The organism is Desulfatitalea tepidiphila, from assembly GCF_001293685.1.
Classification (GTDB): Bacteria; Desulfobacterota; Desulfobacteria; order Desulfobacterales; family Desulfosarcinaceae; genus Desulfatitalea; species Desulfatitalea tepidiphila.
In genome coordinates this window covers 373833-399977 of the sequence record NZ_BCAG01000003.1, presented here as the reverse complement: position 1 = coordinate 399977, position 26145 = coordinate 373833, and the positions used below count along the sequence as shown (strand labels likewise).

29 protein-coding genes and 3 pseudogenes are annotated in these 26145 nt (G+C 52.5%); 23 read left to right on the top strand and 9 right to left on the bottom strand.

The features are described from left to right. Positions 1–22 precede the first annotated feature (22 nt). The 4 genes from DFT_RS06450 to DFT_RS06435 all read left to right on the top strand — a co-directional run bounded on the left by DFT_RS06450 (position 23) and on the right by DFT_RS06435 (position 5436). Positions 23–850: a class I SAM-dependent methyltransferase gene (locus DFT_RS06450; RefSeq protein WP_235506184.1), complete on the top strand. Its 828-nt coding sequence runs from the start codon at positions 23–25 to the stop codon at positions 848–850. A 760-nt stretch (positions 851–1610) separates the two neighbouring features. Beyond that, complete coding sequence (locus tag DFT_RS06445; protein ID WP_076750424.1) at positions 1611–1970, top strand: HU family DNA-binding protein; 360 nt, start codon at positions 1611–1613, stop codon at positions 1968–1970. Then, a complete protein-coding gene (locus tag DFT_RS06440; RefSeq protein WP_152971886.1) occupies positions 1963–3426 on the top strand; it encodes an HDOD domain-containing protein in 1464 nt (487 codons plus the stop codon). The genes DFT_RS06445 and DFT_RS06440 overlap by 8 nt, the downstream gene beginning before the upstream one ends. Positions 3427–3570: 144 nt before the next feature. Further along, the gene (locus tag DFT_RS06435; protein ID WP_054030413.1) at positions 3571–5436 is read left to right on the top strand and encodes a PAS domain S-box protein; all 1866 of its coding nucleotides are present in this window, start codon (positions 3571–3573) and stop codon (positions 5434–5436) included. A gap of 136 nt (positions 5437–5572) precedes the next feature. Here the strand turns inward: DFT_RS06435 and DFT_RS06430 are convergent, their stop codons facing one another. Next, positions 5573–6112 (bottom strand): hypothetical protein, encoded by a 540-nt coding sequence (locus tag DFT_RS06430; RefSeq protein ID WP_054030412.1) that lies wholly within the window; start codon positions 6110–6112, stop codon positions 5573–5575. 302 nt (positions 6113–6414) lie between these two features. Here DFT_RS06430 and DFT_RS06425 point away from each other — a divergent pair, with 302 nt between their 5' ends. The 4 genes from DFT_RS06425 to DFT_RS06410 all read left to right on the top strand — a co-directional run bounded on the left by DFT_RS06425 (position 6415) and on the right by DFT_RS06410 (position 10738). Then, on the top strand, positions 6415–8316 hold the full coding sequence (locus DFT_RS06425; protein WP_054030411.1) for a hybrid sensor histidine kinase/response regulator: 1902 nt from the start codon (positions 6415–6417) through the stop codon (positions 8314–8316). Between the two features lie 463 nt (positions 8317–8779). After that, on the top strand, positions 8780–8971 hold the full coding sequence (locus tag DFT_RS06420) for a hypothetical protein (protein ID WP_161807089.1): 192 nt from the start codon (positions 8780–8782) through the stop codon (positions 8969–8971). Between the two features lie 114 nt (positions 8972–9085). Beyond that, positions 9086–10048, top strand: coding sequence for an L-lactate dehydrogenase (locus DFT_RS06415; protein ID WP_054032381.1), 963 nt, complete (start codon positions 9086–9088; stop codon positions 10046–10048). 30 nt (positions 10049–10078) lie between these two features. Then, positions 10079–10738 (top strand): DUF3786 domain-containing protein, encoded by a 660-nt coding sequence (locus DFT_RS06410; protein ID WP_054030409.1) that lies wholly within the window; start codon positions 10079–10081, stop codon positions 10736–10738. A gap of 101 nt (positions 10739–10839) precedes the next feature. On the opposite strand, the gene DFT_RS26160 is transcribed toward DFT_RS06410, so the two are convergent. Then, the gene (locus DFT_RS26160; protein ID WP_161807088.1) at positions 10840–11001 is read right to left on the bottom strand and encodes a hypothetical protein; all 162 of its coding nucleotides are present in this window, start codon (positions 10999–11001) and stop codon (positions 10840–10842) included. Between the two features lie 40 nt (positions 11002–11041). On the opposite strand from DFT_RS26160, the gene DFT_RS06405 reads away from it, so the two are divergent. From DFT_RS06405 to DFT_RS06370, 10 genes are all read left to right on the top strand, one after another. Continuing rightward, positions 11042–11239: a type II toxin-antitoxin system VapB family antitoxin gene (locus tag DFT_RS06405; RefSeq protein WP_054030408.1), complete on the top strand. Its 198-nt coding sequence runs from the start codon at positions 11042–11044 to the stop codon at positions 11237–11239. Then, a complete protein-coding gene (locus tag DFT_RS06400; protein WP_054030407.1) occupies positions 11236–11643 on the top strand; it encodes a PIN domain-containing protein in 408 nt (135 codons plus the stop codon). The genes DFT_RS06405 and DFT_RS06400 overlap by 4 nt, the downstream gene beginning before the upstream one ends. A 384-nt stretch (positions 11644–12027) precedes the next feature. Then, on the top strand, positions 12028–12774 hold the full coding sequence (locus DFT_RS06395) for an SAM-dependent methyltransferase (protein WP_054030406.1): 747 nt from the start codon (positions 12028–12030) through the stop codon (positions 12772–12774). Between the two features lie 465 nt (positions 12775–13239). After that, a complete protein-coding gene (locus DFT_RS06390) occupies positions 13240–14430 on the top strand; it encodes a hypothetical protein (RefSeq protein WP_152971883.1) in 1191 nt (396 codons plus the stop codon). A gap of 20 nt (positions 14431–14450) precedes the next feature. Then, positions 14451–15464, top strand: coding sequence for a hypothetical protein (locus DFT_RS06385; RefSeq protein WP_054030404.1), 1014 nt, complete (start codon positions 14451–14453; stop codon positions 15462–15464). A gap of 221 nt (positions 15465–15685) precedes the next feature. Beyond that, on the top strand, positions 15686–16066 hold the full coding sequence (locus DFT_RS06380; protein WP_054030403.1) for a hypothetical protein: 381 nt from the start codon (positions 15686–15688) through the stop codon (positions 16064–16066). Between the two features lie 337 nt (positions 16067–16403). Next, positions 16404–16508 (top strand): YnfA family protein, encoded by a 105-nt coding sequence (locus DFT_RS26945; RefSeq protein WP_268750667.1) that lies wholly within the window; start codon positions 16404–16406, stop codon positions 16506–16508. A gap of 5 nt (positions 16509–16513) precedes the next feature. Continuing rightward, a complete protein-coding gene (locus tag DFT_RS24880; protein ID WP_268750666.1) occupies positions 16514–16741 on the top strand; it encodes a YnfA family protein in 228 nt (75 codons plus the stop codon). 125 nt (positions 16742–16866) lie between these two features. Next, positions 16867–17040, top strand: coding sequence for a hypothetical protein (locus DFT_RS26155; RefSeq protein WP_161807087.1), 174 nt, complete (start codon positions 16867–16869; stop codon positions 17038–17040). 138 nt (positions 17041–17178) lie between these two features. Further along, the gene (locus DFT_RS06370) at positions 17179–18132 is read left to right on the top strand and encodes a DUF1835 domain-containing protein (RefSeq protein WP_235506183.1); all 954 of its coding nucleotides are present in this window, start codon (positions 17179–17181) and stop codon (positions 18130–18132) included. 55 nt (positions 18133–18187) lie between these two features. Here DFT_RS06370 and DFT_RS06365 read toward each other — a convergent pair whose 3' ends face one another. Together DFT_RS06365 and DFT_RS06360 are read right to left on the bottom strand one after the other, a co-directional pair. Continuing rightward, positions 18188–18784, bottom strand: coding sequence for a hypothetical protein (locus DFT_RS06365; protein ID WP_054030401.1), 597 nt, complete (start codon positions 18782–18784; stop codon positions 18188–18190). Next, positions 18781–19011 (bottom strand): helix-turn-helix transcriptional regulator, encoded by a 231-nt coding sequence (locus DFT_RS06360; protein WP_200907035.1) that lies wholly within the window; start codon positions 19009–19011, stop codon positions 18781–18783. Before DFT_RS06360 ends, DFT_RS06365 begins: the two co-directional genes overlap by 4 nt. A 218-nt stretch (positions 19012–19229) precedes the next feature. Here DFT_RS06360 and DFT_RS06355 point away from each other — a divergent pair, with 218 nt between their 5' ends. Next, positions 19230–20000, top strand: a complete 771-nt coding sequence (locus tag DFT_RS06355) for a terminase gpA endonuclease subunit (RefSeq protein ID WP_152971882.1) — start codon at positions 19230–19232, stop codon at positions 19998–20000. Positions 20001–20089: 89 nt separating this feature from the next. After that, positions 20090–20782, top strand: a pseudogene (locus tag DFT_RS06350) (IS256 family transposase); the annotation flags it as partial. 98 nt (positions 20783–20880) lie between these two features. Here the strand turns inward: DFT_RS06350 and DFT_RS06345 are convergent. Beyond that, positions 20881–22515: an IS1634 family transposase gene (locus DFT_RS06345; protein WP_054030144.1), complete on the bottom strand. Its 1635-nt coding sequence runs from the start codon at positions 22513–22515 to the stop codon at positions 20881–20883. Positions 22516–22637: 122 nt separating this feature from the next. Between DFT_RS06345 and DFT_RS06340 the strand changes: the two are divergent. From DFT_RS06340 to DFT_RS26935, 3 genes and pseudogenes are all read left to right on the top strand, one after another. Next, positions 22638–23198: pseudogene (locus DFT_RS06340) on the top strand (IS256 family transposase); the annotation flags it as partial. 99 nt (positions 23199–23297) lie between these two features. After that, a pseudogene (locus tag DFT_RS26940) lies at positions 23298–23450 on the top strand (terminase gpA endonuclease subunit); the annotation flags it as partial. Then, on the top strand, positions 23427–23639 hold the full coding sequence (locus DFT_RS26935; protein ID WP_369688321.1) for a helix-turn-helix transcriptional regulator: 213 nt from the start codon (positions 23427–23429) through the stop codon (positions 23637–23639). The pseudogene DFT_RS26940 and the gene DFT_RS26935, both read left to right, overlap by 24 nt. Before the next feature lie 124 nt (positions 23640–23763). On the opposite strand, the gene DFT_RS27215 is transcribed toward DFT_RS26935, so the two are convergent. The 4 genes from DFT_RS27215 to DFT_RS06320 all read right to left on the bottom strand — a co-directional run bounded on the left by DFT_RS27215 (position 23764) and on the right by DFT_RS06320 (position 25998). Beyond that, entirely contained in the window at positions 23764–23904 is a 141-nt protein-coding gene (locus DFT_RS27215) for a HepT-like ribonuclease domain-containing protein (RefSeq protein ID WP_200907033.1), read from the bottom strand. Positions 23905–24102: 198 nt separating this feature from the next. Next, on the bottom strand, positions 24103–24333 hold the full coding sequence (locus DFT_RS24870) for a nucleotidyltransferase family protein (protein WP_268750683.1): 231 nt from the start codon (positions 24331–24333) through the stop codon (positions 24103–24105). 251 nt (positions 24334–24584) lie between these two features. Then, positions 24585–25226, bottom strand: coding sequence for a DUF1780 domain-containing protein (locus tag DFT_RS06325; protein ID WP_161807086.1), 642 nt, complete (start codon positions 25224–25226; stop codon positions 24585–24587). Positions 25227–25665: 439 nt separating this feature from the next. After that, positions 25666–25998, bottom strand: coding sequence for a helix-turn-helix domain-containing protein (locus tag DFT_RS06320; RefSeq protein ID WP_054030395.1), 333 nt, complete (start codon positions 25996–25998; stop codon positions 25666–25668). Positions 25999–26145 lie beyond the last annotated feature (147 nt).

Sequence of the window (26145 nt, the reverse complement as noted above, 5' to 3'; positions counted from 1 at the left end):
GGGAAAGAGAATGTTTGAAGCGTTGGAGAAGATCAACGAACGGCCCAAACTGTTCCAGTTTTACACCGCAAGCGATCTATGGACCGATGATCATACATCCAGGCAGATGCTCTCGCTCCACCTCGACGAGGCCGTCGACGTTTCTTCGCGAAATGCTGAATTCATCCGTCGATCCGTGGAATGGATCGCCTCCGAGTTCTCCATAGGCAAGGACTCCAGTATAGCCGATTTCGGCTGTGGCCCTGGATTGTACGCAACGCCTCTGGCGAAACGCGGCGCGCATGTGACCGGCATTGATTTCTCTGCCAGGTCCATCCAGCATGCAAGGGAAGTCGCGGACCGCGAGCAGTTGAACATCAATTATGTGAAGCAGAACTATCTCGAGTTTGAAACCGACGATCCATTCGATCTCGCACTGATGATCATGTGCGATTTCTGCGCTCTCAGCCCGCCTCAAAGAAAAGTGGTTTTAGACAAATTCCACAAGATCCTGAAACCGACCGGTTCGGTCCTTCTCGATGTGTATGCGTTATCGGCATTTGAACAAAAGCAAGAGGTTGCCAGGTACGAGGTGAACCAGCTCGACGGATTCTGGTCGCCAAACAAGTATTATGGTTTTCTAAACACCTTCAAATACGATGCAGAAAAGGTGACGCTGGACAAGTACACCATAATCGAGATGGACCGCACCAGAACGGTGTACAACTGGCTGCAGTATTTTTCACCCGAGGATCTTGAGAAGGAGTTTTCAGCGGCTGGCTTTTCCGTCAAGGGATTGTATTCCGACGTGGCAGGGACCCCGTATGATCGAGGCTCCAACGAATTTGCAGTCATCGCCGACCGGGTGTAGTTCGGTTCGAAAGATAGGACAAATTGTCGCAATGATCTAAGAATTAACATATATATCAATCTGCTCTATTCTTCTAATTGCCTGTCATAGTGTATTCTTACATAAAAAAAAGTCGCTTCATGACAAAAATAGTCATACCATTGTGACAAATTTTGGCAGTATTCGACCAAAAAGAATTATTCTAACCGCATTTTGTCAATGCTTTTTACGGGTTACATATGTATACGATATGGCACAGTATGTGCACAATACCATAACAGCATTAGATCTCTAGTAATGCATTTTGATTTTGCAGCCTCTTTATTCGGTAGAGTTGTTGTTCTTCTATCACGGGTAACCTGGCTGTGAATTTTCCCTCCATCCTTCGACGAACCTGTTAGAAGGAAGTCAGCACTGGCGTCTGGGTTAGGTAGATTCGTAAGTATAGGGACCTGCAATTTATCTAATCACCTATTTTGTGCCGCAGCCATTTGACCGATGGCATTATGATGAACCTGCTAACAACATTGGATGATCATGGGGGTACAAAGGAAAGGGCCGCGGGCAATCGAAAGCAGTATCAACCATTTCGAGGTTGAGCAAAGTGTGCCATTTACTACCGACGACCCAATGAAATCGTAACGCGTTATTGGCAATTATCCCAATAATGACTTCAGTGACCCGGTTTTCGGCAAAGATCCAAAACCTTTTGCACGAACAGGCAAGATGGTAGCCCTGCGCAATCCAGTTCAATTTTGAACATGAAGATGGGGGAGCAATCATGACGCTGACGAAAATGATCATTGCGGAGACGATCTCTAAACAAACAGGTAGATCAAAGAAGGAGAGCCATCACATTTTAGAAACGCTGATCGAGATCATGAAACGCAATTTGGAAAACGGCAACGATATACTGATCCCTCGATTCGGCAAATTCTACTTGATCGACAAACAGGCCCGCCTGGGCCGAAATCCCAATACAGGTGAGCGCCTTGTGATCCAACCCCTGAGGCGGGTCATGTTCAAACATTCGAGAAAATTAAAAAATCTTCTTAATGCAAATGATCTTGGCACTCAGCGAGTAGCGAGGATACGCAAAAACGCCGACAGGCCTTTGAGAACCGAGGACAGCCGTGAATGAGCCGAAATCGCCATTGGATCTATTAATCGATGAGTTGCGAGACAAACAAGCCCTGCCGGCTTTGAATGACACCGTGCTTGAAATGTCTCGGATCGTCAGGAAGCAGGACTACTTCACATCCGAGCTGTCGGCTGTCATCATGCGAGATTGCGGCCTCGCCAGCAGCTTGTTGTCCACCGTCAACTCGGCCTTATACTCCCCCAGGTGTCCTATTAAGACCGTCTCCTCAGCCGTCAATTACCTCGGGGCGGATAAAGTATTTCTGCTGGCAATGGGTCTGGGCATGTTCCGCCATATCATGGCCACCATTCAAAAGCGAAAGCTCCTCAAACTATACGCCATATCCTATTGCTGCGGATCGCTCGCCATGTCATTCGCCAAGAAAATCAATCACCCCAATCCGGAAGAGATATTCATCATAGGCCTGTTTTACCGCCTGCCGTGCATGATCCTGGCCAACAGCTTTCCGTACAAATTTCAAGCAATGGAGACCCGGATATGGGAACAGGAGATGACCTTCAACCAGGCTTGCCTTGAAATTTTTGAAATGAACTATGACGCTTTCTGTAAAGAGGTGCTTGCTCTGTTGAACATGCCCGACGATGTGGTCGCCATGATTTGCCGGCCATCGGCGGCAAGCGATCCCATGCGCCTGCTTGTTGAGGAATCGGACCATCTTGCGGCCATGCTGTTTGGCGACCAGGAGAGCGGGAAAAGTCAGCTAAAGGAGAGCGAAAAACGGATTTCAAAAATCATGGGCAGCGAGGCGTTTTCCGTACCCGATTTGCTCCGGCATACATTCGCCTCCGATGGGAACATCAAGCACTTTTTCAACCTCGAACCGGATGACGTCGAAATGATGATCAACCTGTTGGAGTGGGGTAAAGCAAGCCCGATGGAAGTGGTTGCACGAATGGATTTCGGCTGCTCAATCGGTTCATTCGAACAGACCGATTCCCCGGAGATGCTGATCGGTCACTTCCTGACCGAACTGGCCTTCTGCCGAAAGCGCCCTTTCGTTTTCAGCCAGCTGTTGATGCTGGCCCAAGAGGCCTTGTTTCGATGTCTGCCGGACAGCGAAATTTACATTGCCTTTTCATGCGATAAAACAGAGGTCGTAAGGGGGATCGCCTATGTGGGCAAATCCCTGCAGACCGATGCCAAACATTTTACCGTTCCCATGAGCAGATCGGATTCGGTCATAGTTCAATGCATCAAATCGATGCTGTCCATATATTGGCATTCAGGAACACTGTCATTAGGGTTGCCCTATGACTCATTCGGGAAAGAACCGTTTCAACATGCCTATCTTTGTCCCATTGTCATTGGCAACCGCTGCATCGGCCTGTGTTTTGTCGGCCGTTTCAAAGGAGAAGGCTTCGATGAGCGAGAGCGGGTGTGGATCGAGCAAGTCACCGAACATTTTGCATCCGCGTTCAAAACCCTGAAACGATAGGCCCTGGCACGAGTCGGCATAATATTCAGTGCATGAACGATTTATCTTCAATTTCACCGGCTTTCGGGACCCCAGGCGCAGGCCATCAGGAATACACTCCCGGCCGTCCGCGCATCACGCCCATATGGCGATGGAGTGATTACCGTGGAAGACTTGCATAAAAAGTCCAATTGGCATCTGGTGAAACATTACAAACGGATTGCCGCAAACTACCTGCGGATATTTCACGCGGTGCCTGTTTCCCTGGCGGTTTTTCGCTCAGACGACCGGCGTGTAATGGAAGTCAACCGTCAATTCTGCGCCGATTTTCATCTGCCTGTCGAGGACCTGCCGGAAGACCAAGACGTGGCGGACAGTCATTCGCGCGCGCTTGCGACAATAGATCCAAGCGCCTATGACCATCTCAAGGCGCGCGTGACAAAGGGTGGCTATATCCAGATCGAAATGCAGGATGACTGCCAATTCTTTCTAAAGGCCGATGTGGCGCCGCTGCGGTATGACGGGCATAAATGCTGGCTTGCCGCAACGACTCGCGTTCCTGCCGCCGCGCAACGCGCCCATTTCGATCCCAATGACAGGAACGACTACCGCACCTTGGTGGAGAATCTCAACGATGTCTTATACACCACCGATGAAAATGCGGTCATTACCTATGTGAGCCCCAACATCCAACAGATATCTGGTTATGGCCCCAATGAAGTGATCGGCCGCAAGTTTACGGATTTCGTCCATCCCGCCGATCTGCCGGACAGAACCAACCAATTTTCCAGCGCCATGAGCGGGGATGGCAGGGCCACGGAGTACAGGCTTTCGACCAAAGGCAACGGCATCAAATGGATCCGGACCCATGCAAAGCCTATCACGCGAAACGGGCGGACGGTCGGCGTCCAGGGCATACTGGTCGATATCTCCGACCGCAAGGAGATGGAACTGGCCCTTAGATGTTCGGAGGAGAAATACCGGCTCGTTGTAGAGCATTGCAAGGATGCAATTTGCGTGATCCAGGATGGTCGCATCAAATTCATGAATCCGAACGCAATGGCCCTGTTCTGCGATGCCGACAAGCCCGCCATGAACAGTTTGTTCGAAGATCTCATCCACCCCGATGACCGCCACATGGTTCTGAGGCGGCGGCACCAGGGATTGGAAGCAGAGGAAATCCGCGAACCGGCAACATTCAGACTTATTCAGCCCAGCGGCGAAACAAGGGATGTGGAGCTCAATGACGCGCCGATCCTCTGGGAAGGCAAGGCCGCCATCATCAGCTTTTTAAGGGATATAACGCTTCAAAAGAAAATGGAGGGCCGGCTGAGAAATTCCCGGAAGATAGAGGCCATGGGCACCCTTGCGAGTGGTATCGCGCATAATTTCAACAACTTGCTCATGGGTATACAAGGCAATGCAACCCTTGCACTCGCCCATCTGCACTCTTCCTCACTTGCGGTTCAATACATCAAAAACATCGAAAAGCTGGTGCAAAACGGCGCTACCCTGGCATACGGCATCATCAAAAGCTACAATAGTGAGATTTCGGTGGCTTCCGAATATAAAAAAGCTACCACCTTCTCTATAAGACTCCCCTCGGCCGATGATCCGACGGTATCAGCGGCACCAGGAATCGCCCCTGAAACGGATAGCATGAAGAGAACCCTTTTAATGATCGATGACGACATCATGGTTATCGAGCCGGTTTCTGAGTTATTGGAGCAATTAGGATATAACGTGCTCACGGCACTGAACGGCACTGATGCCTTAAAGATGTATCGTGAAAACTGGAAGACCATCGACCTGGTGATCCTGGACCTGGTCTTGCCGGACACTAAGGGCGGGGACCTGTATGAAGAGTTGAGGCAAATCAATCCCCTGGTCAAGGCATTGATATCCAGCGGCATGGGAGCCTCCAATATTGCCCGCGCCTTGTTGGAAAGCGGTTGTCTCGATTATATTCAAAAACCATATAATATTCGTCTTCTGGCTACCAAAATTGTCAAAATTTTATCCATGCCGTAGGTGAAAAGGGCGCTTTCCTCGGGCCTCCAATACCCGGAGATTCCGTCGTTATTACCAACCTGTCTGATATCTAAGCCAAATCCAATATTTCATTGACACGCCATGTCTGTGGCGGTAGCGTGAATTCAATTCCCAATCAACCGGCAACCTGCCCTTTTCGCACAGAAATACACCTATGCAACTCATAATATGTGTATTTGCGATTGGAGGTGATCCCATGGGAAAAACCAACATTGTGATTGAGGACGACCTGGTCGATGAATGCCAGAAAGTGACTGCCAGGCACATGAGGCTCAGGATCTGTGATTGAGCAGACCGGCCCGCCTTCCGAGCGAATACCTCGCAACAGGCGCCGGGCAAAAATGCCAGCCGGGCTCGGTAGGATAACAAAATGGAAGTACTCAACAACCATGAACGCGAGTTGGAAGCGGATCCGGTTCGAGTGGGCGCGCTCATCGACTCGCTTTCCTCCCCGCAAGACCGGTTGTGGCCAACACACACCTGGCCGAACATGGCGTTCGACCGCCCCCTTGTCCCCGGTGCCGCGGGCGGACACGGCCCCATCCGCTACTTTGTCGAGCAATACGCACCGGGTAAATCCATCAGATTCCGGTTCACCGGCCCGAAAGGGTTCGATGGTTTTTTCGAGTTCGAAATCATAGGCACCTCGAAGCAATCCACCCTCCTGAGGTACACCCCGCGAATGCATGCCAGGGGCCAAGCCATCTTGTCCTGGCCATTGCTCTATCGGCCGATGCATGACGCGTTGCTGGAAGACTCTCTGACGGTCTCGCAGGTATCGCTTGGACTGACACCCCAGATCCTAGCGTGGTCGCTTTGGTTCATTGATATTGCGTTCCCGCTCCATCCCATCCGGTTTTCCGGCGCGGCACCCGCCAAGCCCCTGGGGTCGGCACGAGAGCGATTGATAGTTCAACGGCGGCCGCACGCATGGCGGTCGCGTTCCGGAGGATTCGCATGGTCCATGCCACTCACCCCCAGTCCCTGTTCCAGCAGCTTTGCGCCAACATCATGGATGCCTTCGGGGCTTGCGACATGGAAGGCCGGGTGACCGAGGCCAACCAGCATTTTCTGGATCTGACCGGCTACGACAGGAATGAACTGCTCGGAATGACCATTTTCGACCTCACCCCGCCCAAATGGCATGAGCTCGAAAAGCGGGTCATTGACGAGCAGGTGCGCACAAGGGGCTACTCCGACCTTTTTGAAAAAGAGTACCGCCGCAAGGACGGCCGCATCGTGCCCGTGGAACTGCGGATCGTGCTGGCCAGGGCCCCCGATGGACGCCCTGCGGGCATGTGGGGAATCGTTCGCGACCGATCCCAACGCCTGGCCAAGGAGCGGTCCCTGCGGCGGTTCCAGATTTCGGTGGACTCGTCCCCCGACGCGGTCTTCTGGATAGACGCGCAAGGCCGGTTCCCCTATGTCAACGAACAGGCCTGCCGCTCGCTGGGCTACAGCCGGGACGAGCTGATGCGCCTGCACCTGTGGGACATCGACGCGGAATTCACCCGGGAGCAGTGGGAACCCCATTGGGAAAAAGTCAAAAAAAGCGGCGGCGCGCGGCTCGAAAGGCTGCACCGGCGCAAGGACGGAACGGCGTTTCCGGTCGAGATCCGTTCCAAAAATGTCGTCTTCGATGATCAGGAGCATCATGTCGCCTATGTCCGCGACATATCCGAGCGGCTGAACGCGGAGCGCGACCGGCAAAAGCTCGAGGCCCAACTGCTTCAGGCCCAGAAAATGGAGTCCGTCGGACGCCTGGCCGGCGGCATCGCACACGACTTCAACAACATGCTGGGCGTTATTTTGGGCTACTCGGAGCTCCTCAAGGCCAAACTCGCGCCGAATGATCCGCTACCCCGTGACATCGAGCAGATTCAACGGGCCGCCAGGCGCGCCCAGGACATCACCCGGCAGCTGCTGGCCTTCTCCAGGAAACAGGTATTCGAGCCGAAAGTGCTCGACGTCAACACCCTCATCGGCGGCTTCGAGGACAACCTGTCGCGATTGATCGGAGAAGACATCGCCTTGAAGTTCTTCCCCGGAAAGGACCTGGCCAATGTGGAATTCGACCCGACCCAGATCGAACAGATCCTCATGAACCTGGCGGTCAACGCCCGCGACGCCATGCCCCAGGGCGGCGCCCTGACCTTCGAAACAGCCAACGTGAGCCTGGATGAGGCCTATTGCCGGGAACACGCCGGATTCATGCCCGGCGAGTTCGTGCAAATCTCGGTGAGCGACAACGGCTCGGGCATGGACGCTGAGACCCTTACGCATATCTTCGAGCCCTTTTTCACCACGAAAAAGACCGGCAAAGGCACGGGGCTGGGCCTTGCCACGGTTTACGGCATCGTGAAACAGGGCGGCGGCTTCATCAACGTCTACAGCGAACCGGCTCGGGGCACCACCTTCAAGATCTACCTGCCTGTCTCGGCTGGCGAGCCTGAGCCGTCGAGGACGGACGAAAAGCAGGACCCCACGCCCGGATCGGAAACCGTGTTTCTGGTCGAGGACGACGACATGGTGCGCACGGTGACGGAAGCGAGCCTGCGCGAACTCGGCTATACGGTTCTTTCCGCCGCCGGCCCTGAAGAAGCCCTGGCCCTTTTTGCCGATCATAAAGATTCGCTCGATCTGCTCGTCACGGACGTGGTCATGCCCTCGATGAACGGCAAGGATCTCTATGACCGGCTAAAAACTTCCCGGCCGGACCTGAAAGTGCTGTACATGTCCGGCTACACGGAGAACGTCATCGTCCACCATGGCGTCCTGGACAAGGGCGTCCAATTCATCTCCAAACCGTTCACCCTGTTGGATCTGTCCGGCAGGGTGCGTGCCGCTTTGACAGCCTGAGAGTATCTGGATGCTCAACGGCCAAGACTCCGTTTTTCGATCAAAATGGGAACATAGAAAATATTGTATGCTTTGCAATATATGTGATCAGAGATGATAAGGGATACTGAAGCCAAGTTGAGGCTTATATCTCCAAATACACAGAAGCGGAATTTTCCCGCAGTATATGCCCTGACCGTTTAAAAAAGCTATTTCCTGATTTCTTTAAAGGCTGAACCACCGATAGAATCAAATAGGCATCAATGGGTGCAGCCATCCAGCATGCGGTCGATGATCCAGGATTCCAGAGCAAGGCATTGACGCAAACGAATCGGATGAATAGGTTATTTAATATCAATTCAGATTGTGCGATCATTGGTCAGATGGAAGGCTGCCACAGACATGTTGGAGCAGCATGAATGAAACAGATTCAAAGGAAAAGAGAATCATAAAGTTCTTTTTTTGGTGTATGGCCGCACCAATCATGTTCGCCGTCTTCATTCGGCTATTTTTCGTTATCTTCGGTTTCATCTATTCGCCTTTGATCTCCATTCTATCTGGCTCGAGCCCCAACCATCTGCTCTTTGCGCTATCATCGATCACGGCGTTGATATTCACAGTGGGCACCATCGCCTGGACCTACAAGCAGTTGAAGAAGCACATCATTGATGGTTGATGGCGATGCGCGCCTTACTGAGCCTGCCGCCGAATCTCTTTCTTGACCGGCGCGGGTGCGCTTCCCGCATACGCATGCGGGTGGAGACCGGAGAATCCCAGGAGCATGAAAGAGATGAACCGACGAAAGGTTGCGGTTGTCGGAGCAGGCGCCGTCGGAGCGACATTCGCCTACGCGCTCGCCCAAAGCGGCCTGTGCGACGAAATCGCATTGATCGACAAGAACGATGCGCTCGCCAAGGGTCAGGCCCTCGACCTGGCCCACGGCCAGCCGTTTTTCCCGACCGTCTCGATCCACGCCGGGGATGCGTCCGACTATGCCGACGCGCGCCTCATCGTGCTCACCGCAGGCGCTGCCCAGCGGCCCGGCGAAACCCGGCTTCAGCTAATGGAGAAAAACGCATCGGTCGTGCGCTCGGTGGTCCAGGAGGTGCTGGCCCACAGCGCCGGCGCCGTGCTCCTGGTCGCCACCAATCCCGTGGACATAATGACGTACGTGGCCCTCCGGTGCACCGGCTGGGACAAGGGGCGGGTCGTCGGATCGGGCACCGTTCTCGACAGCGCCCGTCTCCGGCACCTGCTCAGCAAGCACTTGAAGATCGATGTCCACAACGTGCACGGCTATGTGCTCGGCGAGCACGGGGACACGGAATTCGTGGCGTGGTCCATGGCGCACGTGGCGGGAATGCCCATCGATGAATACTGCCCGATCTGCGGACATTGCGCGGATTGGGCAGCCGAGCGGAGGGATATCGAGCAAAGCGTGCGGGACTCCGCCTACCATATCATCGACTACAAGGGGTCCACCTCCTTCGGCATCGGACTCGCGCTGGTACGAATAGCGGGGGCAATCCTGCGGTCGCAGCACAGCGTGCTGACCGTCTCAACCCTGCTCGACGGGCAGTTCGGCATCCAGGACGTCTGCCTGAGTGTCCCTTGCATCGTTTCGGAGACGGGGATCTTCGGCATCGTCGAGAGCAAATTGGCGCCGCGGGAGCAGCAACAGCTCTCAGCGTCGGCAGCCGCCCTCAAAAAGGCCATCAACGAACTGGGTTCCACCGGCCGTTGTTTTTTTTGATCATCTAAGGTTCTATACTGGAGGCAACTCATGGCTGGATCGTCGGATGCGTTTGAAAAGAATTATCAGCAATATTGCGTTCAACTGGAAAAAGTCGAATTCGGGCCGATCATGGACAGGCTTGGCATTTCGAATGACGGCGACAGGATGCATCTGCCTTTTTTCAATCATCGATATGTCGTTTCAAATAGCGGATTCGTGGACGAGGAGGGAATTGAACCCGATTATATGACCTTTGTCATTCTCGCCCAATACATCCTTTTGTACCCCGACCAATCCTATCATGATGAGGAGTGGGTTTCATTTAAGGATTTCAAAAGGGCTACGCATTTCACGAATGTGAACTACTTTTCCAGCGATACGGAAAAGGCCATAGAAAAGCATTTTTCAGGCCGATTGAATGATTTGCGGAAAGCCTGTGAAGGATTGAACGGATCACGGCGTGAGATGGGACTATCGTATGACCTGTCATATGAGTTCAACGCGCTTCCACGCATTGCGCTTCTATTGCTTTTCAATGATGGGGACGAGGAGTTCCCCGCCAAATGCACCGTGCTTTTTCAAAAACACGCGGAATACTATCTCGATCCAGAATCCTTGGCCATGACCGGCGCTTGCCTTGCAAAGTATTTGAAACGGCAGGCGGGAAAAGCACCCGGCAGGCACTCACCAGTTGACCGCCACTTTTGAACGCCGACGTCAATGGCAGGCCATCGCTTCAAAACGCAAACTCCATCAGAACCGGCACAAGGTTGGAAGGATCGTTATACCCTACCGAGTTACCTCTCGGGTCACGGGTGAAACTTCAGGCCGAGCGGCGCCGCATCCTGGGTGCCGGGATCGAGCCAGGGATCGAAAGCCAGCTGACCGGCATGAACCCGCCACCTTCCCCCCTGGTGTTCCGCAGTCTCCGCAAAGCGATCCAGCCGGTGGCCGCCTCTATTGACACACATGTTTATGTGTAATAATGTGTGTAAAAAATGGAGGTGCCCCATGGCGACCAATTTGGCCATCGATGATAAACTGCTGAATGAGGCTTTGGAGATCAGCGGTATGAAAACCAAGAAAGACACCGTCAATCTTGCGCTCAAGGAGTTTGTCGACCGGCGCAAGCAATTGGAGATCATCAAACTTTTCGGCAAAATGGATCCCGACCCCGATTACGACTATACAAAGGGAAGAACACGTTGAAAGTCCTTGTCGATACCCCCATCTGGTCCTATGCGCTGCGCTCGCACAAGAAAACATACCAGGCCGAGATCGATGCGCTCATCTCGCTGATTCAGGACCAGAGAGCCATCCTCATCGGCCCCATTCGACAAGAGATCCTTTCCGGTTACAGCGACTTGCGCGACTATCGCATCATAAGGGAGAAACTGTCTTTCTTCGAAAACACGCCCGTCGTGGATGCCGATTACGAGTTGGCCGCGGAATTCAGCAACTCATGCCGGAAACGGGGCATACAAGGGTCCCATATCGATATTCTCATTTGTGCCGTGGCCAATAGAATCGATGTTCCCATCTTCACCAATAATAACAATTTCGGTCGCTATCGAAACGTTATACCCATCCGGTTGTTTGCCATCGGTGACTGACTCATGCATATTTAAAGAGGTCCGGGCTGAAAATGATCATTCATGCCAGGCTGTCCTGCAAGACCTTGAACCTAGTGAGCATGAAAAACGATTTTATTGCATGGGCAGGGTCGCCGACGGGACACTCGCCGTGAGATTCACCTGCAGGGATAAGAAAATCAGAATCATTGGTACCGGATAGTAGCGGAAAGGTAAAAGAATATATCACCCAATACCAAAAAATGATCCGCAGACTGCTGGATGAATATGTTGCCCGTCAATTATGGGGATCCATCACACTGCCCTGGCGCCCGGGCGGCATTTCCGCTGTGCTTCACTGCCACCGGAAAAGGCCATATCAGGCCGTGACCGAATCTATTCACACCCTTAAGGAAATTTTCCAAAATGGACATCCCACGAATATTCAACATCACTGAAAGTGCTCACCGCATCCACAACCCGATCACACCCGAAAAGCTCGCCACTCTCGGCGCGGCGCTGCGCCTGGAACCGGGGGCCCGGGTGCTGGACCTCGGCAGCGGTTCGGGCGAGATGCTGTGCACCTGGGCGCGCGATCACGGCATCATCGGCACCGGCATCGACATGAGCCGGTTGTTCACCGAGCAAGCGAAACTCCGTTCCGAAGAACTCGGCGTCGCCGATCAAGTCAAGTTCATCCATGGCGATGCGACTGGTTACGTCTCTGACGAGGAGGTCGATGTGGCCGGCTGTGTCGGTGCCACCTGGATCGCCGGGGGAGTCGCCGGCACGATCGAACTTCTGGCGAGGAGCCTGCGCGCCGGAGGGATCATTCTCATCGGAGAGCCCTTCTGGCGGAAGTTACCACCGGCGGAAGATATTGCCAAGGGGTGTCTTGCCAACTCGATCTCCGATTTTCGCCTGCTTCCGGAACTTCTCGCGTCTTTCGGCCACCTTGGCTACGACGTCGTTGAAATGGTTCTGGCAGACCAAGACGGCTGGGACAGATATGAGGCGGCCAAATGGCTTACCATGCGCCGATGGCTTGACGCCAATCCCGGCGAGGAGTTCGCGAAAGATGTTCGAGCCCAGCTGACCTCGGAACCCGTACGGTACGCCACTTTCACGCGTGAATACCTGGGCTGGGGCGTGTTCGCGCTGATGCCGCGGTGATGAGGGGATTACCGGGTGACTCAGAAAGTGGGGAAAATCCAATCCGTCTACCATCGACTCATTCAAGCCCACACTGAATGCACCAGCCCCCGGCAAATCCCGCCCGCAGCATCCCTTTTCCTGCACGGCAATACTAACGATCTCTCTCCGTTTTTTCAATTATCTGGATTTACGTATGATTTTTATTTCTTATTGACACAGGAACAGCATGGCGGTAGGTAGAAATCCATTCCTGCTCAAATAATTCCTCCATATGGGTGAAAATCCATACATCTCTTCCTGCATGCGCCTCGCTTGCCTTCTGTCGTGGTGATCTAGTTCCCTGATCAGCAAAGTAAACCCAGCGGTTCAGGCTCCATGGCTCCCCCAGACAACGGCGTGCTCAGGGGTCTATCGGCACGCTTCGTTTAATTCCCTTTGCCGTGTGAATTTTAGAACATCCACGGCTACTTATAGGGGGCCGACATGACAGCGACGAATTTCGGATTAGAGGATGTCTTAAACCAAGCCTTACAAGGCTGGCAACCGAGCTTCAAGAAACACGGCATCTCGCCCTCGAACAGGGTCTTTGGGGCGGTCGGGCTTGGAGGCGCGGGCGATTCCACAATGATTGGCATTGTCCGGTCGCGACCGGGAGGGCGTGGGCCGTCGATCGAATTTGAGGGAAATCCGATGTATCGGATGTTCGGCACCTCGATCGGCGACCGAGCCGCCACGGCGATCGGCAACGAGACCAGGACGCTCGCCGCACTGGAGCGTCTGAGTCTCGAAATCCTGGCCAGGGCGCTTTATGCCGTCGGCAAGGTTCGTCCCGCTGACAGGTTGTTGGTGGTACCTGCAAGGGACGGCCGGCCACCGGTCCTGATACTGATGTCCCCCGACATGCAGGACGCGCAGCAAAGCCGAATAATCTCGGATGAGTTGGATTTGCCGTTTCCGGTGATGGAAAAAGCCATGCGCGATCTGACCCGGCCGGATCAAGGCACACAGGAAGCAGTAGCTTTTTTCGAGCTGCAAAACACCGGTCCCCTCGGCGTGGCCGAGCTGTTCCTCATCTCTCAACCCGAGATCATCCTGACGAGGCGCCCCCGCATGATCCCCCTGTGCGCTGCTTCTCCACATCTCACCGTCGAAGCGGCAGGCCAACTATCGACGGCGGGCGTATTCTGCCATGACGACGAGGGCGAGTTTGGCGTCACGGCTTGCTACCACGGCACGGGTGACAAGGGCACCAGTGTCCGGATCGGCACACACATAGGCGAAGTCAAGCACGCCAACCCGGTGCAGGACATCGTGTTCATCCCATTGGACGCTGATTACCCCATGCCCCCGCTGACCGGACGCGGCGGCGTACGCAATGATCGGGAGCCGGCCAAAGCCGATTACGTGCACTTCGATGGCGCCACGAACCAGAATCGGACGACCCGCATCTTCGGCACCGACAATGGCCTGCTGCGCGCCCGCCCGACAGTGCAGCTCAAGGTGCAGACCGATCCGGACACGGATTGCGGGGACAGCGGCTGTGCGCTCATCGACGATCAAGACCGGGTTATAGGATTTGCGTTCGAGCGCACCGACTATAACGACTACCCGCAATTCACCGATTGGATTTGGGCTGCGAACGCATTGCGTTCGCTCAATTTAACCGTCATTTGAACAACGGAGGATGCATTGACATGGGATGGCTCAAGGACTTGATCACCAAAATTGCGGGCGTGGCCCCCACGGATTGGACCCTGGTCGAATCGCTGCAAGACCCGGGTTTGGGCATCGCCGATAAAGCCGTCTTGCCGGATCAGTGCTATGTCGAGCTCTACGTGGAATCGTTGCGGCTGGAAAAAGCCCGCCGCTTTGCCACCACCTTCCACGGTGTCGTCTATTGCTTCGCGTCACTGGCGCGCACAGGGACCAATCGAGCCGAGTTGGCCTCGGTTACCAAACCACAGAAGCTGGCCGCGATGCAGGCCGGCGACCTCGGGCGCGTCATCACCGTGTCAAAACGGGTCATGGGGGCCATGCCCTGGCGCGGAGACCCTTTGGGTCTGGAGCTGGGTCTTTTCGCGGTCAAATCGGGCAATTTGCTTACCCCATTGATCGAATATGTTACAAAAATATCCAGCAAGGCCGGCATCAGCGTCGTCACCCAGCTCGATCCTTTCCTGCCTCTGATCACGGAAGGCCTCGACATGATCGCGGGCCAGACCGCCGACACGGAGATCGAGCTGGCGATCGATACCGACATGTCTCTCTCGGAAAGCCGCCTCTGTGCGTTGGTGGCACTGCCCAAGGGCAAAATCGACTCGGCAAAACTATCTATCGATAAAGCAGACCGCAAACTCCTGCAACATGGCAAGCCGCTGAATGCGGCCTATTGCGTCTTTTCGATCCGGCATAACGACCGCAATCCGGACTGGGGAACGATTCCTGCGCTGCAGCAAGCCTACGCAGACTTCAATCGCGCGATTCTTTCGGGAAAGCGCAAAGAAGCCGAAGAGGCGCTTGCGGGCTTCAATCGGCAGTTGATCGTCTGTCCGGATTTGATTACCCCGGATAAAGACCGCCTGAAGACCAAGGTCCGGGCCGACTTGCACGATGCCTTCCCAGGCGGCGGCCAGTCGGCAAAAGAGGATGTCCAGAAGCGGTTTAAGGAGCGGGTCCTCTCCGATCTCAACCTCTATAACGACGAATGACCGTGGCCGCGTCATGATGCGAAGGGCGTAAAAAGTTGCGTTTGGATGATGCATGGCCTGAAAATGACTCGATTCCTTGTTGCTCGGTTGAGAATATTCATTTGGTCAAAGAAAACGACACAACTGCAGGGATTTGAGCGATTCAAAGCGCCAACCCTCTGGCCATCCGAGCAACAGCGGTTGTTCTGAAGGTTAAATAGTAGCAGTAGGAGAGATTGACCATGGATTTGCCTAAAAAGGGAGAGATCGTTCCCTTGGAGAAGATCAAGGAAATTTGTAATAGCTACGGTCTCGATCACCTTTGGAAAAAAATTGAACGGGACCCCCCGAGCAGAGACTTTGCCAGCGACGGATGCTCAAGGTGGTTTAATTCCTGGAATGGAATGGATTTATACCCTGCCTGTTTTTTACACGACCTCAAATACTGGGCGGGATATCCTGATGAGGATGTGGAAAGGTTGGTGGCCGATGCCGAGCTGATGATCCAAGTCGCTCGCCTGCTCAACGATACCTCCATGGCGGAGACAATGTTTTTTGGAGTGCGCATCGGTGGCCATGAGAGATTCAAGCAAACCTTCTCCTGGGGATTTGGAAGGCAGTAGCCCCAAACGGATAAAACGCCCTTTGCTCTTTTAGATTTTCCCCTTTGCCTTACATGCGCTTGCCGTGCATTTCTCCCGCCCCAGAAATTACGGGGCGGGGGAAATGCATCGAAGCCCGCGCTTCTTGGCCAGGACCATAACTCCAATCAACGCGATCCACCGGTGGGCTGAGCGTTCCCGATAAAAATCCGATAACGATCTTACGATCCTGACAGGCTGGTCAATCCCGGCACCTTTGTGCTATGTTGCGCCCGGTTTCTTGCCTGGCAACTGGACAATCAAAAATTGACAGAACGAGGGACACCCCATCCTGCATGGTGCCAGGAAATGAAATAGGATGGATGCAATAGCGACAACAAAATCCATTTTGTATTTTCTGCTTGCCGGGCTGTACGAAATCGGCGGTGGTTACCTTGTATGGCTTTGGTTGCGTGAAGGCTAATCCATATGGGTCGCTATCATCGTAGCAGTCATTCTCGTCATTTACGGTGTCATCCCACATTGCAGCCCGCCAATTTCGGCCGTGTATATGCGGCATACGAAGGCGTGTCTATTATCCTCTCCATCCTGTGGGGATGGCAGGTTGACAAGATAGCGCCGGATCGATTCGATATGCTTGGTGGTTTTGTAGCTCCGGTTGGCGTTGGGATGATAATGCACCGGCCACGTTCCTAAAAAATAGCACAGGCGAAACCTCACTGCCGAGAGGCGGCGTTAGGCTTCTTAAACATCATGCATCGTTGCAAGAGTAAGTATAAGGCTTGCCAATGTCGTTGATTGGGAACAGCTGGAAAAGACATTTGGAGACACATATTGTCCTGATAACGGACGAAGTCGCGCGACGGATTGGTATCGATCTGGCGACTGAAGAATTGATGGAACAACTTCTGCTGGTTAGCCGTAGTTCGGACGGGCAGGTCATTTCGACGCTGCAAGACCTCAACAGCGGAAAAGAGACGGAGATCACTACCTGAACCTTGCGATCAGTCGAGCCGGAGCAGCTCTTGAACCGCCAATCGATCCGAAGATCACGAGAATTCTTGGTGAATTAGTGTTGGCGAAATCCAGAATCGAGCGATCCGCGTCTCTTGGAACGCTTCAAGGAACATAACATGGCTTTTCTATCGGAGCGCAAGAAAAAGCGCCCGCTGAAAAGCGCCGTTCGGCAGGAGAAACGAACGATGGTCGAAACGCTTCACATCACTAGTGGCGACATCGCAGGAGGGAGTCTTGGGAAATCCGGACTGCCCGGAGAAGTGTTCGTCTGGCACGACATTCTGTATGACGGCCCCCGGTGTCCTGGTTGGCCTGATGAAAAGACCCTCAATACCCGTGCGGTCTTTCTCGAAGAAGCCACCGCAGGCGGATTGGATAAGCGGCGCGTTATAGAGACCCTTCACAATCAGTACCGCAAGTTGGCGGAGGCAGCGGTGGATAACCATATCGTCCTGTGGTTTGACGCCTGCCTGTTTGATCAGTCCATGCTCGCACATATCCTCGCATGCCTGCTGCACCGGGGCGCCCGAGGAGTGGAGCTTCTCTGTGTTGACGCATTCCCGGGAATCGAGCCATTCCACGGGCTCGGCCAGATGCAGCCCGATCAACTGGCTTCCTTGTATGGCAACCGCCGGCTCGTCACCGACACCCAGTTCCGGTTCGCTGTCCGAGTGGACGAGGCCTTCGCCACTCAAGACTCTGGCGTGTTGGCCGAACTGTCCAAGACAACCAATGCTCCGTTGCCTTGGGTTCCTGCGGCCGTTGCCCGATGGTTGCAGGAACGTCCCGACCACGTCACTGGACTGGGGCGGCTTGAAGAACTCGCCCTGGCGGCGATTCGTGCCGGATGCGAAACTCCACGCAAGATCTTCACATCCGTGGCCGCCGCTGATACCCCTCCGCAGTTTTGGGGAGACATAACACTTTGGGCAAAGATCAATGCGCTCGCGGAGCATGAACCACCGTTGGTGAGAATCGATGGCCCGATGGACAGGCTGCCTCAATGGGAAAGCGAGGTTTCTATCAACGACTTTACTATCAAACCATTGCCGACCCAAGGTATTGAGTAGGGCGCGCAAAGGCTGCGCGCCTCTCAAACCGGCCGTTGGGCTCCTTATCAGGTGATCACTTTGTCAATCGCCGCATAGAATAGTTATACGAGAGGATCTGCCAAGCTATTAAGGTCAAAATCACCGTTGTGCTGGATACAGGAAGACCGGTGTATGAGAATATATCCTTCTTTTCGATGGGTTCTCTTGATTTATCTTGTTTGGAGTGCTCCAAGAAATTGAAACCAAGACCCAATGACACGATGCCGGTTTTACCATCAACCGCCCGTTCCGGTGGCAGTCTGTAAATAGAGACCTGAATACAGGAAAGACAAAAAAGAAAAATCAGGATAGCAAGCGAAGTAAGGAACGTCGTCCTGGTAGCTTTCCCTGTCAATATAGATTCCCGTTCGTCACGTTCTCGTATGAAGGTAAGTTTAGCCAATACCTGATCACGAAACGGCCCGGAAACCATCAAACGGACACTCAAATAGAGTGAAAGCGACATCCACAGTGCAAAGACAAGCCCCGCGAAACTATTGAGGAAGTTAAGGTCGACATTGGCATGGTTGACAGCTCCTAAGCTGAAAAAGTAGGAATAGGCAGCAAAAACAATGACTGCAGGAATCCCGTACAAAAAAGTCCTCAATAGAATTGAATCAAGCCTCTTCATTTTGTCGCCTCCTCAATCGAAAAAATGGTATTGATGTCTGCTCCAAAATACCGCGCAATGCGAAACGCCAACTCAAGCGAAGGGTTATAACCCCCTCCCTCGATTGCAACAATGGTTGCCCGTGTTACCCCGACTTCTTTCGCGAGTTGTTCCTGGGTCATCCGTCTTTCTGCGCGGAGGACATGCAAACGACTCACTATCTTTAGCTGTGGAATGGCTTTAGGCATGCTTTCCTCCGATATTTTGTTAACGCCATATATGTCAATTTTTTTAGACTATTTGTCAAGTTTATTTTACCTCTGGACAAAAATGGCAGCCGGGATGTATCTGTGGCAGAATCAAATACAAAACAACTGCTTATGATTAGCGTGGTTGAATCTCATTGCCGACACGCAAGAAAGTGCCGGCAATCTTTGCCTTCATTATATTCCTTTTCGAAAGCGAAATGGCTTACGAGGACGACGTGTCCACCAGCCGCATCAAACTCGCCCACCGCAAGATCTACGTGGGCTGGGCCTCGTCGATCGCCAGCATGGCCGCCTGGCAATCTCCGGAGGTCTCGATGTCCAAGGCCGCGGCCCAGTTCATCAAGGGGCAAAAGGACATCGAGGAGCTGAAGGACTTTAACAACGGCTTTGCCGCCCTGCCCTGGAAGCCGGCCCAGCGCGACCGCAAGATATCGGAGATCGTCGGCCTGAGAGATGAGCGCCCCGAGGGCAAGGTGCCCGGCGCCGGCCGGGTGGCGGTCATCACCTTCGGCGTCGACACCCAGGGCGACGACGCCACCGGCGACCTGTGGTTTGCCATCCGGGCCTGGGGCTACGGCATCGACCCGGACAGCTGGCTGATCCGCGCCGGCAAGGTCACCTCCAAGGAGGCGCTCGTCACCGTGCTGTGGCGCAGCAAGTACTGCGATGTGGAGGGCAACCGCTATCCCGTTCTCTTTGGCCTGCATGACGCCATGGGCCACCGCACCGACGAGGTGTACGACTTTTGCGCCTCTTACCAGGGCTACATTTTGCCCTATCAGGGCGTCGACCGCATGGTGCCCAAGTATGCCGAATCGCCCATCGAGTTTTTCCCCGGAAGCCGAAAAGCCATTCCCGGCGGCATCAAGCTGCTGCGGGTCAATACCACGTGTTTTAAGGGGCGCCTGGCGCGCAAGCTCGGCGTCAAAAGCGGCGACCCCGGGGCCATGTATTTTGATAACGTATAATATTTTTCGCACATTTTGAAAGAGTAGCCCTCAATCTGGTATGGTTTGGGTCACCACAACTCAAACGTATACCATCAGGAGGGCTACAAATGCACAATAGCAAACCCGCGCGTTCAAACAAAGAGGCAAAAGCCGGCCAAATTATCCGTATCGAACAGGACCAGTTGAACAAGCACCTGGACAAGGTCGTTAGAGGAACGGTGGAACGCACCCTAAATTCCCTATTGGACGCCGAAGCGGACAGGCTATGTCAAGCTGGGCGCTATGAGCGCACCGAAGCCCGCAAAGACACACGCGCAGGGCATTATACCCGCAATTTGGAGACCAAGGCCGGCACGGTCAAACTCAGGGTTCCAAAGCTACGCACCTTGACCTTTGAGACGGCCATTATCGAACGATACCGTCGGCGCGAGAGTTCGGTCGAAGAAGCACTGATCGAGATGTATCTTGCGGGCATATCGGTCCGACGTGTCGAAGACATCACCGAAGCCTTATGGGGCACTCGGGTCAGCCCGTCGACGGTGAGCAATTTGAACAAGAAGGTGTATGGCCGCATCGATAAATGGCTCAAGGCACCGATTGAGGGCAAATTCGTATATGTATTCTTAGACGGTATCTGGCTCAAGCGCTGCTGGGCCGGCGAAGTCAAAAATGTCAGTGTATTGGTGGCCATCGGTGTGGATCAATACGGATACCGTCAGGTGCTGGGCATCAAAGAAGGCGCCAAAGAGGATCAAGAGAGCTGGATTGCCTTCATGCGTTATTTAAAAGAGCGCGGCCTGACACCCGGGTTCGACAGTCATAGTTACACGAAAACGGGAAAACGGCAAAATATCAGTCAGATACAGACCGAATGAAATTCAGCGTAGTGCCTATGAAATTATGAGGCCAAATCGACTTTCAGGACCCGTTTGGGAGGTTTTATTTTAAGCTTATTCAATATGTTGCGTTGATTGGCGGTCAGTTCGGTGTGCTGTAGAATACGCCCATTATTGTCAAAAAATTCGATTAAATTTAGCTGCTGCATTTGCCTACGGATCCTGGGCCAGGTCTGCTCGGTTTCCACTTCGGCGATGCGGATCAGCAAAAGCGCCAGCCAGCAGATAAGAACATGGGAACGGATGCGATCGTCTTTGGAGTGATATACCGGCCTCAGGCACAAGGTGCTTTTCAGTGTTCTAAAAGCCTGTTCAACTTCCAGCAGCTGTTTGTAGCCCAAGGCGATATCTTCGGCTGACAAATGCTGATCGCTTGTGGACAGCAGATACTTGCCGTCAAGCTTTTCGTCTTGGGCAACTTTGGCTTTATCGATTTTGAGCTTGCCGCTTTTTAGCTCTTTGACATAACGGCCCATGGAGCGGTGCAGCATCAACTTGCATTGAGCCTTGGTTTTATTCTTGCGATTGAGAACTTCCAGCTCACAAGACAAGCGTTCGAGGATCTGCTCTCGATTGATGCGGTCAAGCTCTGCCTGCTGCGGATTGTAGGCAATCACATAGCGGCGCCGGCCGGTGCCTTCACCGGCAAAGACTTCTTTGATGTGAAGATTGTCGGAAACGACTTTAAAGCGTCCCGGTGTGGCCAGCGCCGCTTCATTGAGATGATTGCCGCTGAGCTTTTCACCCAGTATGTACTGGCCGCAGCCACGCTGCAGAATGCGCTGATTTTCCTCGCTGCTCATGCCGCGGTCCATCACCCAGACTACCCGGCCCAGGTTCCAGCTGTTCAGGTCTTTTTGTACCTGATCGACGCATTGGCTGTCGTGCTGATTGCCCGGCAGCACCCAGCAGCGCACTGGAATGCCCTCGCGGGTGACCGCAAGACCGATGGTTACCTGGGGCAGATCATCGCGCCTTTGCTTGGATTTGCCGTAGGCCTTCAAATCCGAAGGCCCCGGCTCATCGATCTCGAAATAGGTGTTGGTGGTATCGAAAAAAATCAGATCGACGGTCAGGTTGAGCAGATTGGCCGTGGACCAAAATACTTCTTTTTGTATGGCTTCGCCGTGCTCGAGCAAAAAATCCATGGCACGGTAAAAGTGCTGGACCTGCAGCGCTGGATGGTCGCCAAGATATACCTGTTCGGCCGCCCACTGTTCGATGGCCAGCTTTGATGACGGCGCAAGCGCCCGGTTGGCCACCATAGCAAACAGGGCATCGGCCACCGGAGCGGTAAAGGATCGCTGATCCAGGGCCTTTTTCAAGCAATCGTCGATATTGAGCCTTTGCCACAGGCCCTTCAATAGATGGGCACCACCGGCAGGCCGGCTGCTGATGAATTTTAGATCGCTGCTTTGACGTTCGAGACGGATGGCATCTTGCGGGTCGAGAAAGCGGCTGGCGCTTTTTATCAGGCGCTTTAAAGCCTCAACGTCAAGTTGGTCGCTGCGGCCGAAGGAGTGAATGACTTGCGCTTGGGCAAAGCCCTTATCCTTGTTCCAGACGTTGTTGGCCAGCTGGACATATTCTACGACCGAGCCGTCTTTGTTTTTGCGCTTTATGGTTCGCAGATACATGCCTATTCTAAAAGCATGTAATTACAGTTAAGTCAAGCTTAATATGAATTTTCGTGTGCCTATGCATTCTGAGTTCAAACTGGAACCCGAACATGAAAAAACAGGCAGTTATTGAATTTTAGAAGCAATTTTATGCCTATGACTGTCGAACCCGGGTGACAGGTGTGGAGCTTTTTGTCAGTGATAAATGCCTGGGGCTTGTCGATTCATTGGCTGATTTTTATCCTAAAGCAAAATGGCAACGCTGCACGGTTCATTTTTACCGCAATGTCTTTACGGTGGTGCCCAAGTCGAAAGTTAAGAATGTGGCGGCCATGCTCAAAGCAATCCATGCGCAAGAGGATCGAGCGGCAGCCGAAGAGAAAGTCATTGCGGTAACGAAAAAGCTAAGAAGTATGAAATTATCTGAAGCGGCTCAACTGGTTGAAAAGGGAGCTGCAGAGACATTGTCATATTATGCCTTTCCGAGTCAGCATTGGCGATCGATTCGCACCAACAACCCACTCGAGAGGCTCATGCGCGAGATCAGGCGAAGAACCCGCGTAGTGGGTGCCTTTCCAGATGGTAAGTCAGCGTTGATGCTGGTGGCCGCCAGGTTGAGGCATGTAGCCGGTACCAAGTGGGGCACACGAAGATATATGAATATGGACCGACTCAAAGAAATAAAGTGTTCGATAGCTTAGTCGCCCCCCGCCTCAGGGGGCATGCCCCCTGAGGCGGGGATCTTCCCCGAACCATCAGGTTGATGGGCAGCTAAAAGAAAAAGTGCGAAAAACTCTGGACACTACCTGTATTTTTACGCGGATTATACCGAAGACTACGCCGCCCACCTGTTCGCCGAGCAGATCAACGACAAGGGCGTGTGGGAAAACCCCAGGGGTCGGGCCAACCACCTGTGGGACTGCGAGGTGATGGCCATGGCCGCCGAGACCTATCTGCACGTGCAGACCGTGGCCAGCCGCATGAAGTGCAACGACAAGACCGTCTACCGCCTCATCCAGGAAGGCAAGCTGCCCGCCGTAAGCATCGGCGGCCGGGCCCTGCGCATCCCGGAAACCGCCTTCAACAACTACCTCAAAAGCCGGGTGGTGGATCCGGACGAAGAGATCCTGGAGGATCGATGATGTATTGCAAACGCTGCCACTGCAAATTATCCGCGGCCGCCTGCGCCATTCGCCAATCCAATCGGGGAAGTGAGCGGCGCGCTGGCGATGTTACATGAAAACCCCGAAAGTAATTCGCCTCCGCTCAACTGTCGGGTTGGCATTTCGCTATTGCGTCAAGAAGTGCCTGCATTTTCGATCGAAGGTCTTGGAGTTTGGTTGTCGCAACATCCCAGACTATGGTGTAATCAACCCCAAAATAGCCATGGATTAGCCTATCTCGCATTCCAGTGACCTATCGCCATTCGATATCAGGCTGAATAGCTTTGACGTTATCTGGTATTTTTTTGATGCTTCGCCGATTATCTCGAGGCTTCGAACAGATGCTCTTTTTACGGTTGGATTTCTGACAAAAGATTCATAATCCAAATCTTTTATCTGGCTTAAGATGTAACCGACTTCGTCTAGAATATGATGAATATATTCACGCGGCGATAGCGACACGCTCAACCTCTTTTAGGATATGTGGTCCGATGTGCGGGCTGAGAGCCTCTGCTGTAATCAACTCGACCCTACGTTCCAGGATATTTTCAAGCAGAAACGCAACTTCCATGAAATTGTCAAAAGTGTGTTTTTCAGGGATGAATTCCACGAGAATATCTATGTCGCTCTCGGGTGTCTGATCACCCCGGACAAAGGAACCGAACAAGCCAATATTTTTAAAGCCATAAAATGCGAGTTTTTTTCGTTCGCTTAAAATTCTATGAAATATTTAGCTATTAGCATCTGTTTTTGTGGTCATTGGACCCCCCTCAATTGTTTTTATTTTAACACAATAAAATAAAAATCAAGAGGATGCAATGTGACCTGAATTGAATGAATATGTAACGACCACGCTTACCGGCAGGTGCGCAGCGGCAGCGGAGCACCTGTCCGTGTAAAGCGTGAGGTTATATTTTTTCTGTTTTATATTTCGAATAACCCATCTGGTTCTTTCCATTCCATATACGTCTTCCCTTCAAACTTTCTTAGAAATTTGGGAGCATCTTCTCTGCAACTGACTACATGCCCGAAGGGCGGAATAATAAATGACACAGAACGCCAACCTTGCCCTTCAATCTTATTAGGATTTGGAATTTTAGATTTTATATCTAAGAACTTTTGAGGAAAGGCAACATAGACGAGAGCATCTAGAGAGAAGCATTTTTCTGCACCATATTTTTTAGCTTTTGAGCTCAACGCGGACTCTAATCCTGCAAATAAAAACTCATAAGTTATTGGTTTTGGCAATTCTATTGAAAAAAGTGTGTCATTTATAGTCTTGGCCTGCTTCAACTCTTTCAACCTATCACGATATTCGTCATGGCGTTTTCTGCCAACTTCGTAAAGTTCACGAATTTCAAAATTTGCGCCGTCAAAAATCACGTCTGGAGGATCGTTCTTTTTTGCGACTATTTCTTTAACCTCAAAATTTACACCTATACATCGCAGGAAGGCGGCACAAACGCTTCTTTCCCGTTCAGATTTCATACTATTTGAGAAGAATGTAATTGATTCCTCTGTATGCTTTTTCAAATCCTCTATATATGCCTTTTCGGAGTTATTCATAACAAATCTCGATTCAAATATGACATTAATATTATGCAGCATTCTGCGTTTATCGGAACTATTTCCCGAGAAACTCCATCTTCTTTCATCCAACCAATACATTCAACCAATCATATTTATTAGATATCTTTAAATAAAATCAAAAAAGCGAACCAAACCTGATCAAAGATTGAATTGTTTTATTGAAAAATGGCATTCTGGCAATGATCACTTTTATTGACATAGAATGTAATGGTTAAAAAAAACAACTGGATTTGAATTCCATCGTTCGATATTCAAAAGCTGTTTCCGTCATCTCCGTTACAAATGCATGCTGCTTCTAACCGTACTTGTTGATGTTATGCAGCATGCTGCATAACACCGGTGAAAAATTATTCTCGATGCCTTTCAACGACTGATGTGTCTGCCTGGATGAATCCTAATAGCCATCATTTCATTCCTAATTCAGCTGGTCCAGCCACAGATCAAGGGCCGCCGCGATCTTAACCAGGGTTGCAGGCCGCGGCAGGGCATCCGGTTTTTCCATCTGGGCGTATGCGGATTGGCTGATGCCCATTTTTTCCGCCATCTGCGTTTGGCTCAGCCGATTGTATTCCCTCCAGGCGCGGATCCGGCTTTTGCCGTCGATCACCGAAGCCCTGACGACCGCATGCGAAATGGTGACCTTCCTTTCACACAGACCGATCAGATCCTTGTACTCCTCGTATGGCACAACGACAAACATGGGCTTGCCATCGCTTTTAATCACCTGGTGCTTAATATGTTCTTTCATCGCCTTTTTTTTACCCCTTCGATCGTTATGATTTCGACCCTGGATTGAACATCGAAAAATACCCGATAGCGTCCAACCCTCAATCGGTATGCATATGGATGTTTTTAAGCTATGGACATAAGAGGACATGGATGGACAGCAGTCCCT

Excerpts from the sequence above, each read along its gene's own strand:
- DFT_RS06445 (WP_076750424.1), top strand. The coding sequence starts at position 1,611 with ATGACGCTGACGAAAATGATCATTGCGGAGACGATCTCTAAACAAACA.
- DFT_RS06425 (WP_054030411.1), top strand. The coding sequence starts at position 6,415 with ATGGTCCATGCCACTCACCCCCAGTCCCTGTTCCAGCAGCTTTGCGCC.
- DFT_RS06420 (WP_161807089.1), top strand. The coding sequence starts at position 8,780 with ATGTTCGCCGTCTTCATTCGGCTATTTTTCGTTATCTTCGGTTTCATC.
- DFT_RS06415 (WP_054032381.1), top strand. The coding sequence starts at position 9,086 with ATGAACCGACGAAAGGTTGCGGTTGTCGGAGCAGGCGCCGTCGGAGCG.
- DFT_RS06410 (WP_054030409.1), top strand. The coding sequence starts at position 10,079 with ATGGCTGGATCGTCGGATGCGTTTGAAAAGAATTATCAGCAATATTGC.
- DFT_RS26160 (WP_161807088.1), bottom strand. The coding sequence starts at position 11,001 with ATGTGTGTCAATAGAGGCGGCCACCGGCTGGATCGCTTTGCGGAGACT.
- DFT_RS06405 (WP_054030408.1), top strand. The coding sequence starts at position 11,042 with ATGGCGACCAATTTGGCCATCGATGATAAACTGCTGAATGAGGCTTTG.
- DFT_RS06395 (WP_054030406.1), top strand. The coding sequence starts at position 12,028 with ATGGACATCCCACGAATATTCAACATCACTGAAAGTGCTCACCGCATC.
- DFT_RS06390 (WP_152971883.1), top strand. The coding sequence starts at position 13,240 with ATGACAGCGACGAATTTCGGATTAGAGGATGTCTTAAACCAAGCCTTA.
- DFT_RS06385 (WP_054030404.1), top strand. The coding sequence starts at position 14,451 with ATGGGATGGCTCAAGGACTTGATCACCAAAATTGCGGGCGTGGCCCCC.
- DFT_RS06380 (WP_054030403.1), top strand. The coding sequence starts at position 15,686 with ATGGATTTGCCTAAAAAGGGAGAGATCGTTCCCTTGGAGAAGATCAAG.
- DFT_RS26945 (WP_268750667.1), top strand. The coding sequence starts at position 16,404 with ATGGATGCAATAGCGACAACAAAATCCATTTTGTATTTTCTGCTTGCC.
- DFT_RS24880 (WP_268750666.1), top strand. The coding sequence starts at position 16,514 with ATGGGTCGCTATCATCGTAGCAGTCATTCTCGTCATTTACGGTGTCAT.
- DFT_RS06370 (WP_235506183.1), top strand. The coding sequence starts at position 17,179 with ATGGCTTTTCTATCGGAGCGCAAGAAAAAGCGCCCGCTGAAAAGCGCC.
- DFT_RS06365 (WP_054030401.1), bottom strand. The coding sequence starts at position 18,784 with ATGAAGAGGCTTGATTCAATTCTATTGAGGACTTTTTTGTACGGGATT.
- DFT_RS06360 (WP_200907035.1), bottom strand. The coding sequence starts at position 19,011 with ATGCCTAAAGCCATTCCACAGCTAAAGATAGTGAGTCGTTTGCATGTC.
- DFT_RS06355 (WP_152971882.1), top strand. The coding sequence starts at position 19,230 with ATGGCTTACGAGGACGACGTGTCCACCAGCCGCATCAAACTCGCCCAC.
- DFT_RS06345 (WP_054030144.1), bottom strand. The coding sequence starts at position 22,515 with ATGTATCTGCGAACCATAAAGCGCAAAAACAAAGACGGCTCGGTCGTA.
- DFT_RS26935 (WP_369688321.1), top strand. The coding sequence starts at position 23,427 with ATGGCCATGGCCGCCGAGACCTATCTGCACGTGCAGACCGTGGCCAGC.
- DFT_RS27215 (WP_200907033.1), bottom strand. The coding sequence starts at position 23,904 with ATGCGAGATAGGCTAATCCATGGCTATTTTGGGGTTGATTACACCATA.
- DFT_RS06325 (WP_161807086.1), bottom strand. The coding sequence starts at position 25,226 with ATGAATAACTCCGAAAAGGCATATATAGAGGATTTGAAAAAGCATACA.
- DFT_RS06320 (WP_054030395.1), bottom strand. The coding sequence starts at position 25,998 with ATGAAAGAACATATTAAGCACCAGGTGATTAAAAGCGATGGCAAGCCC.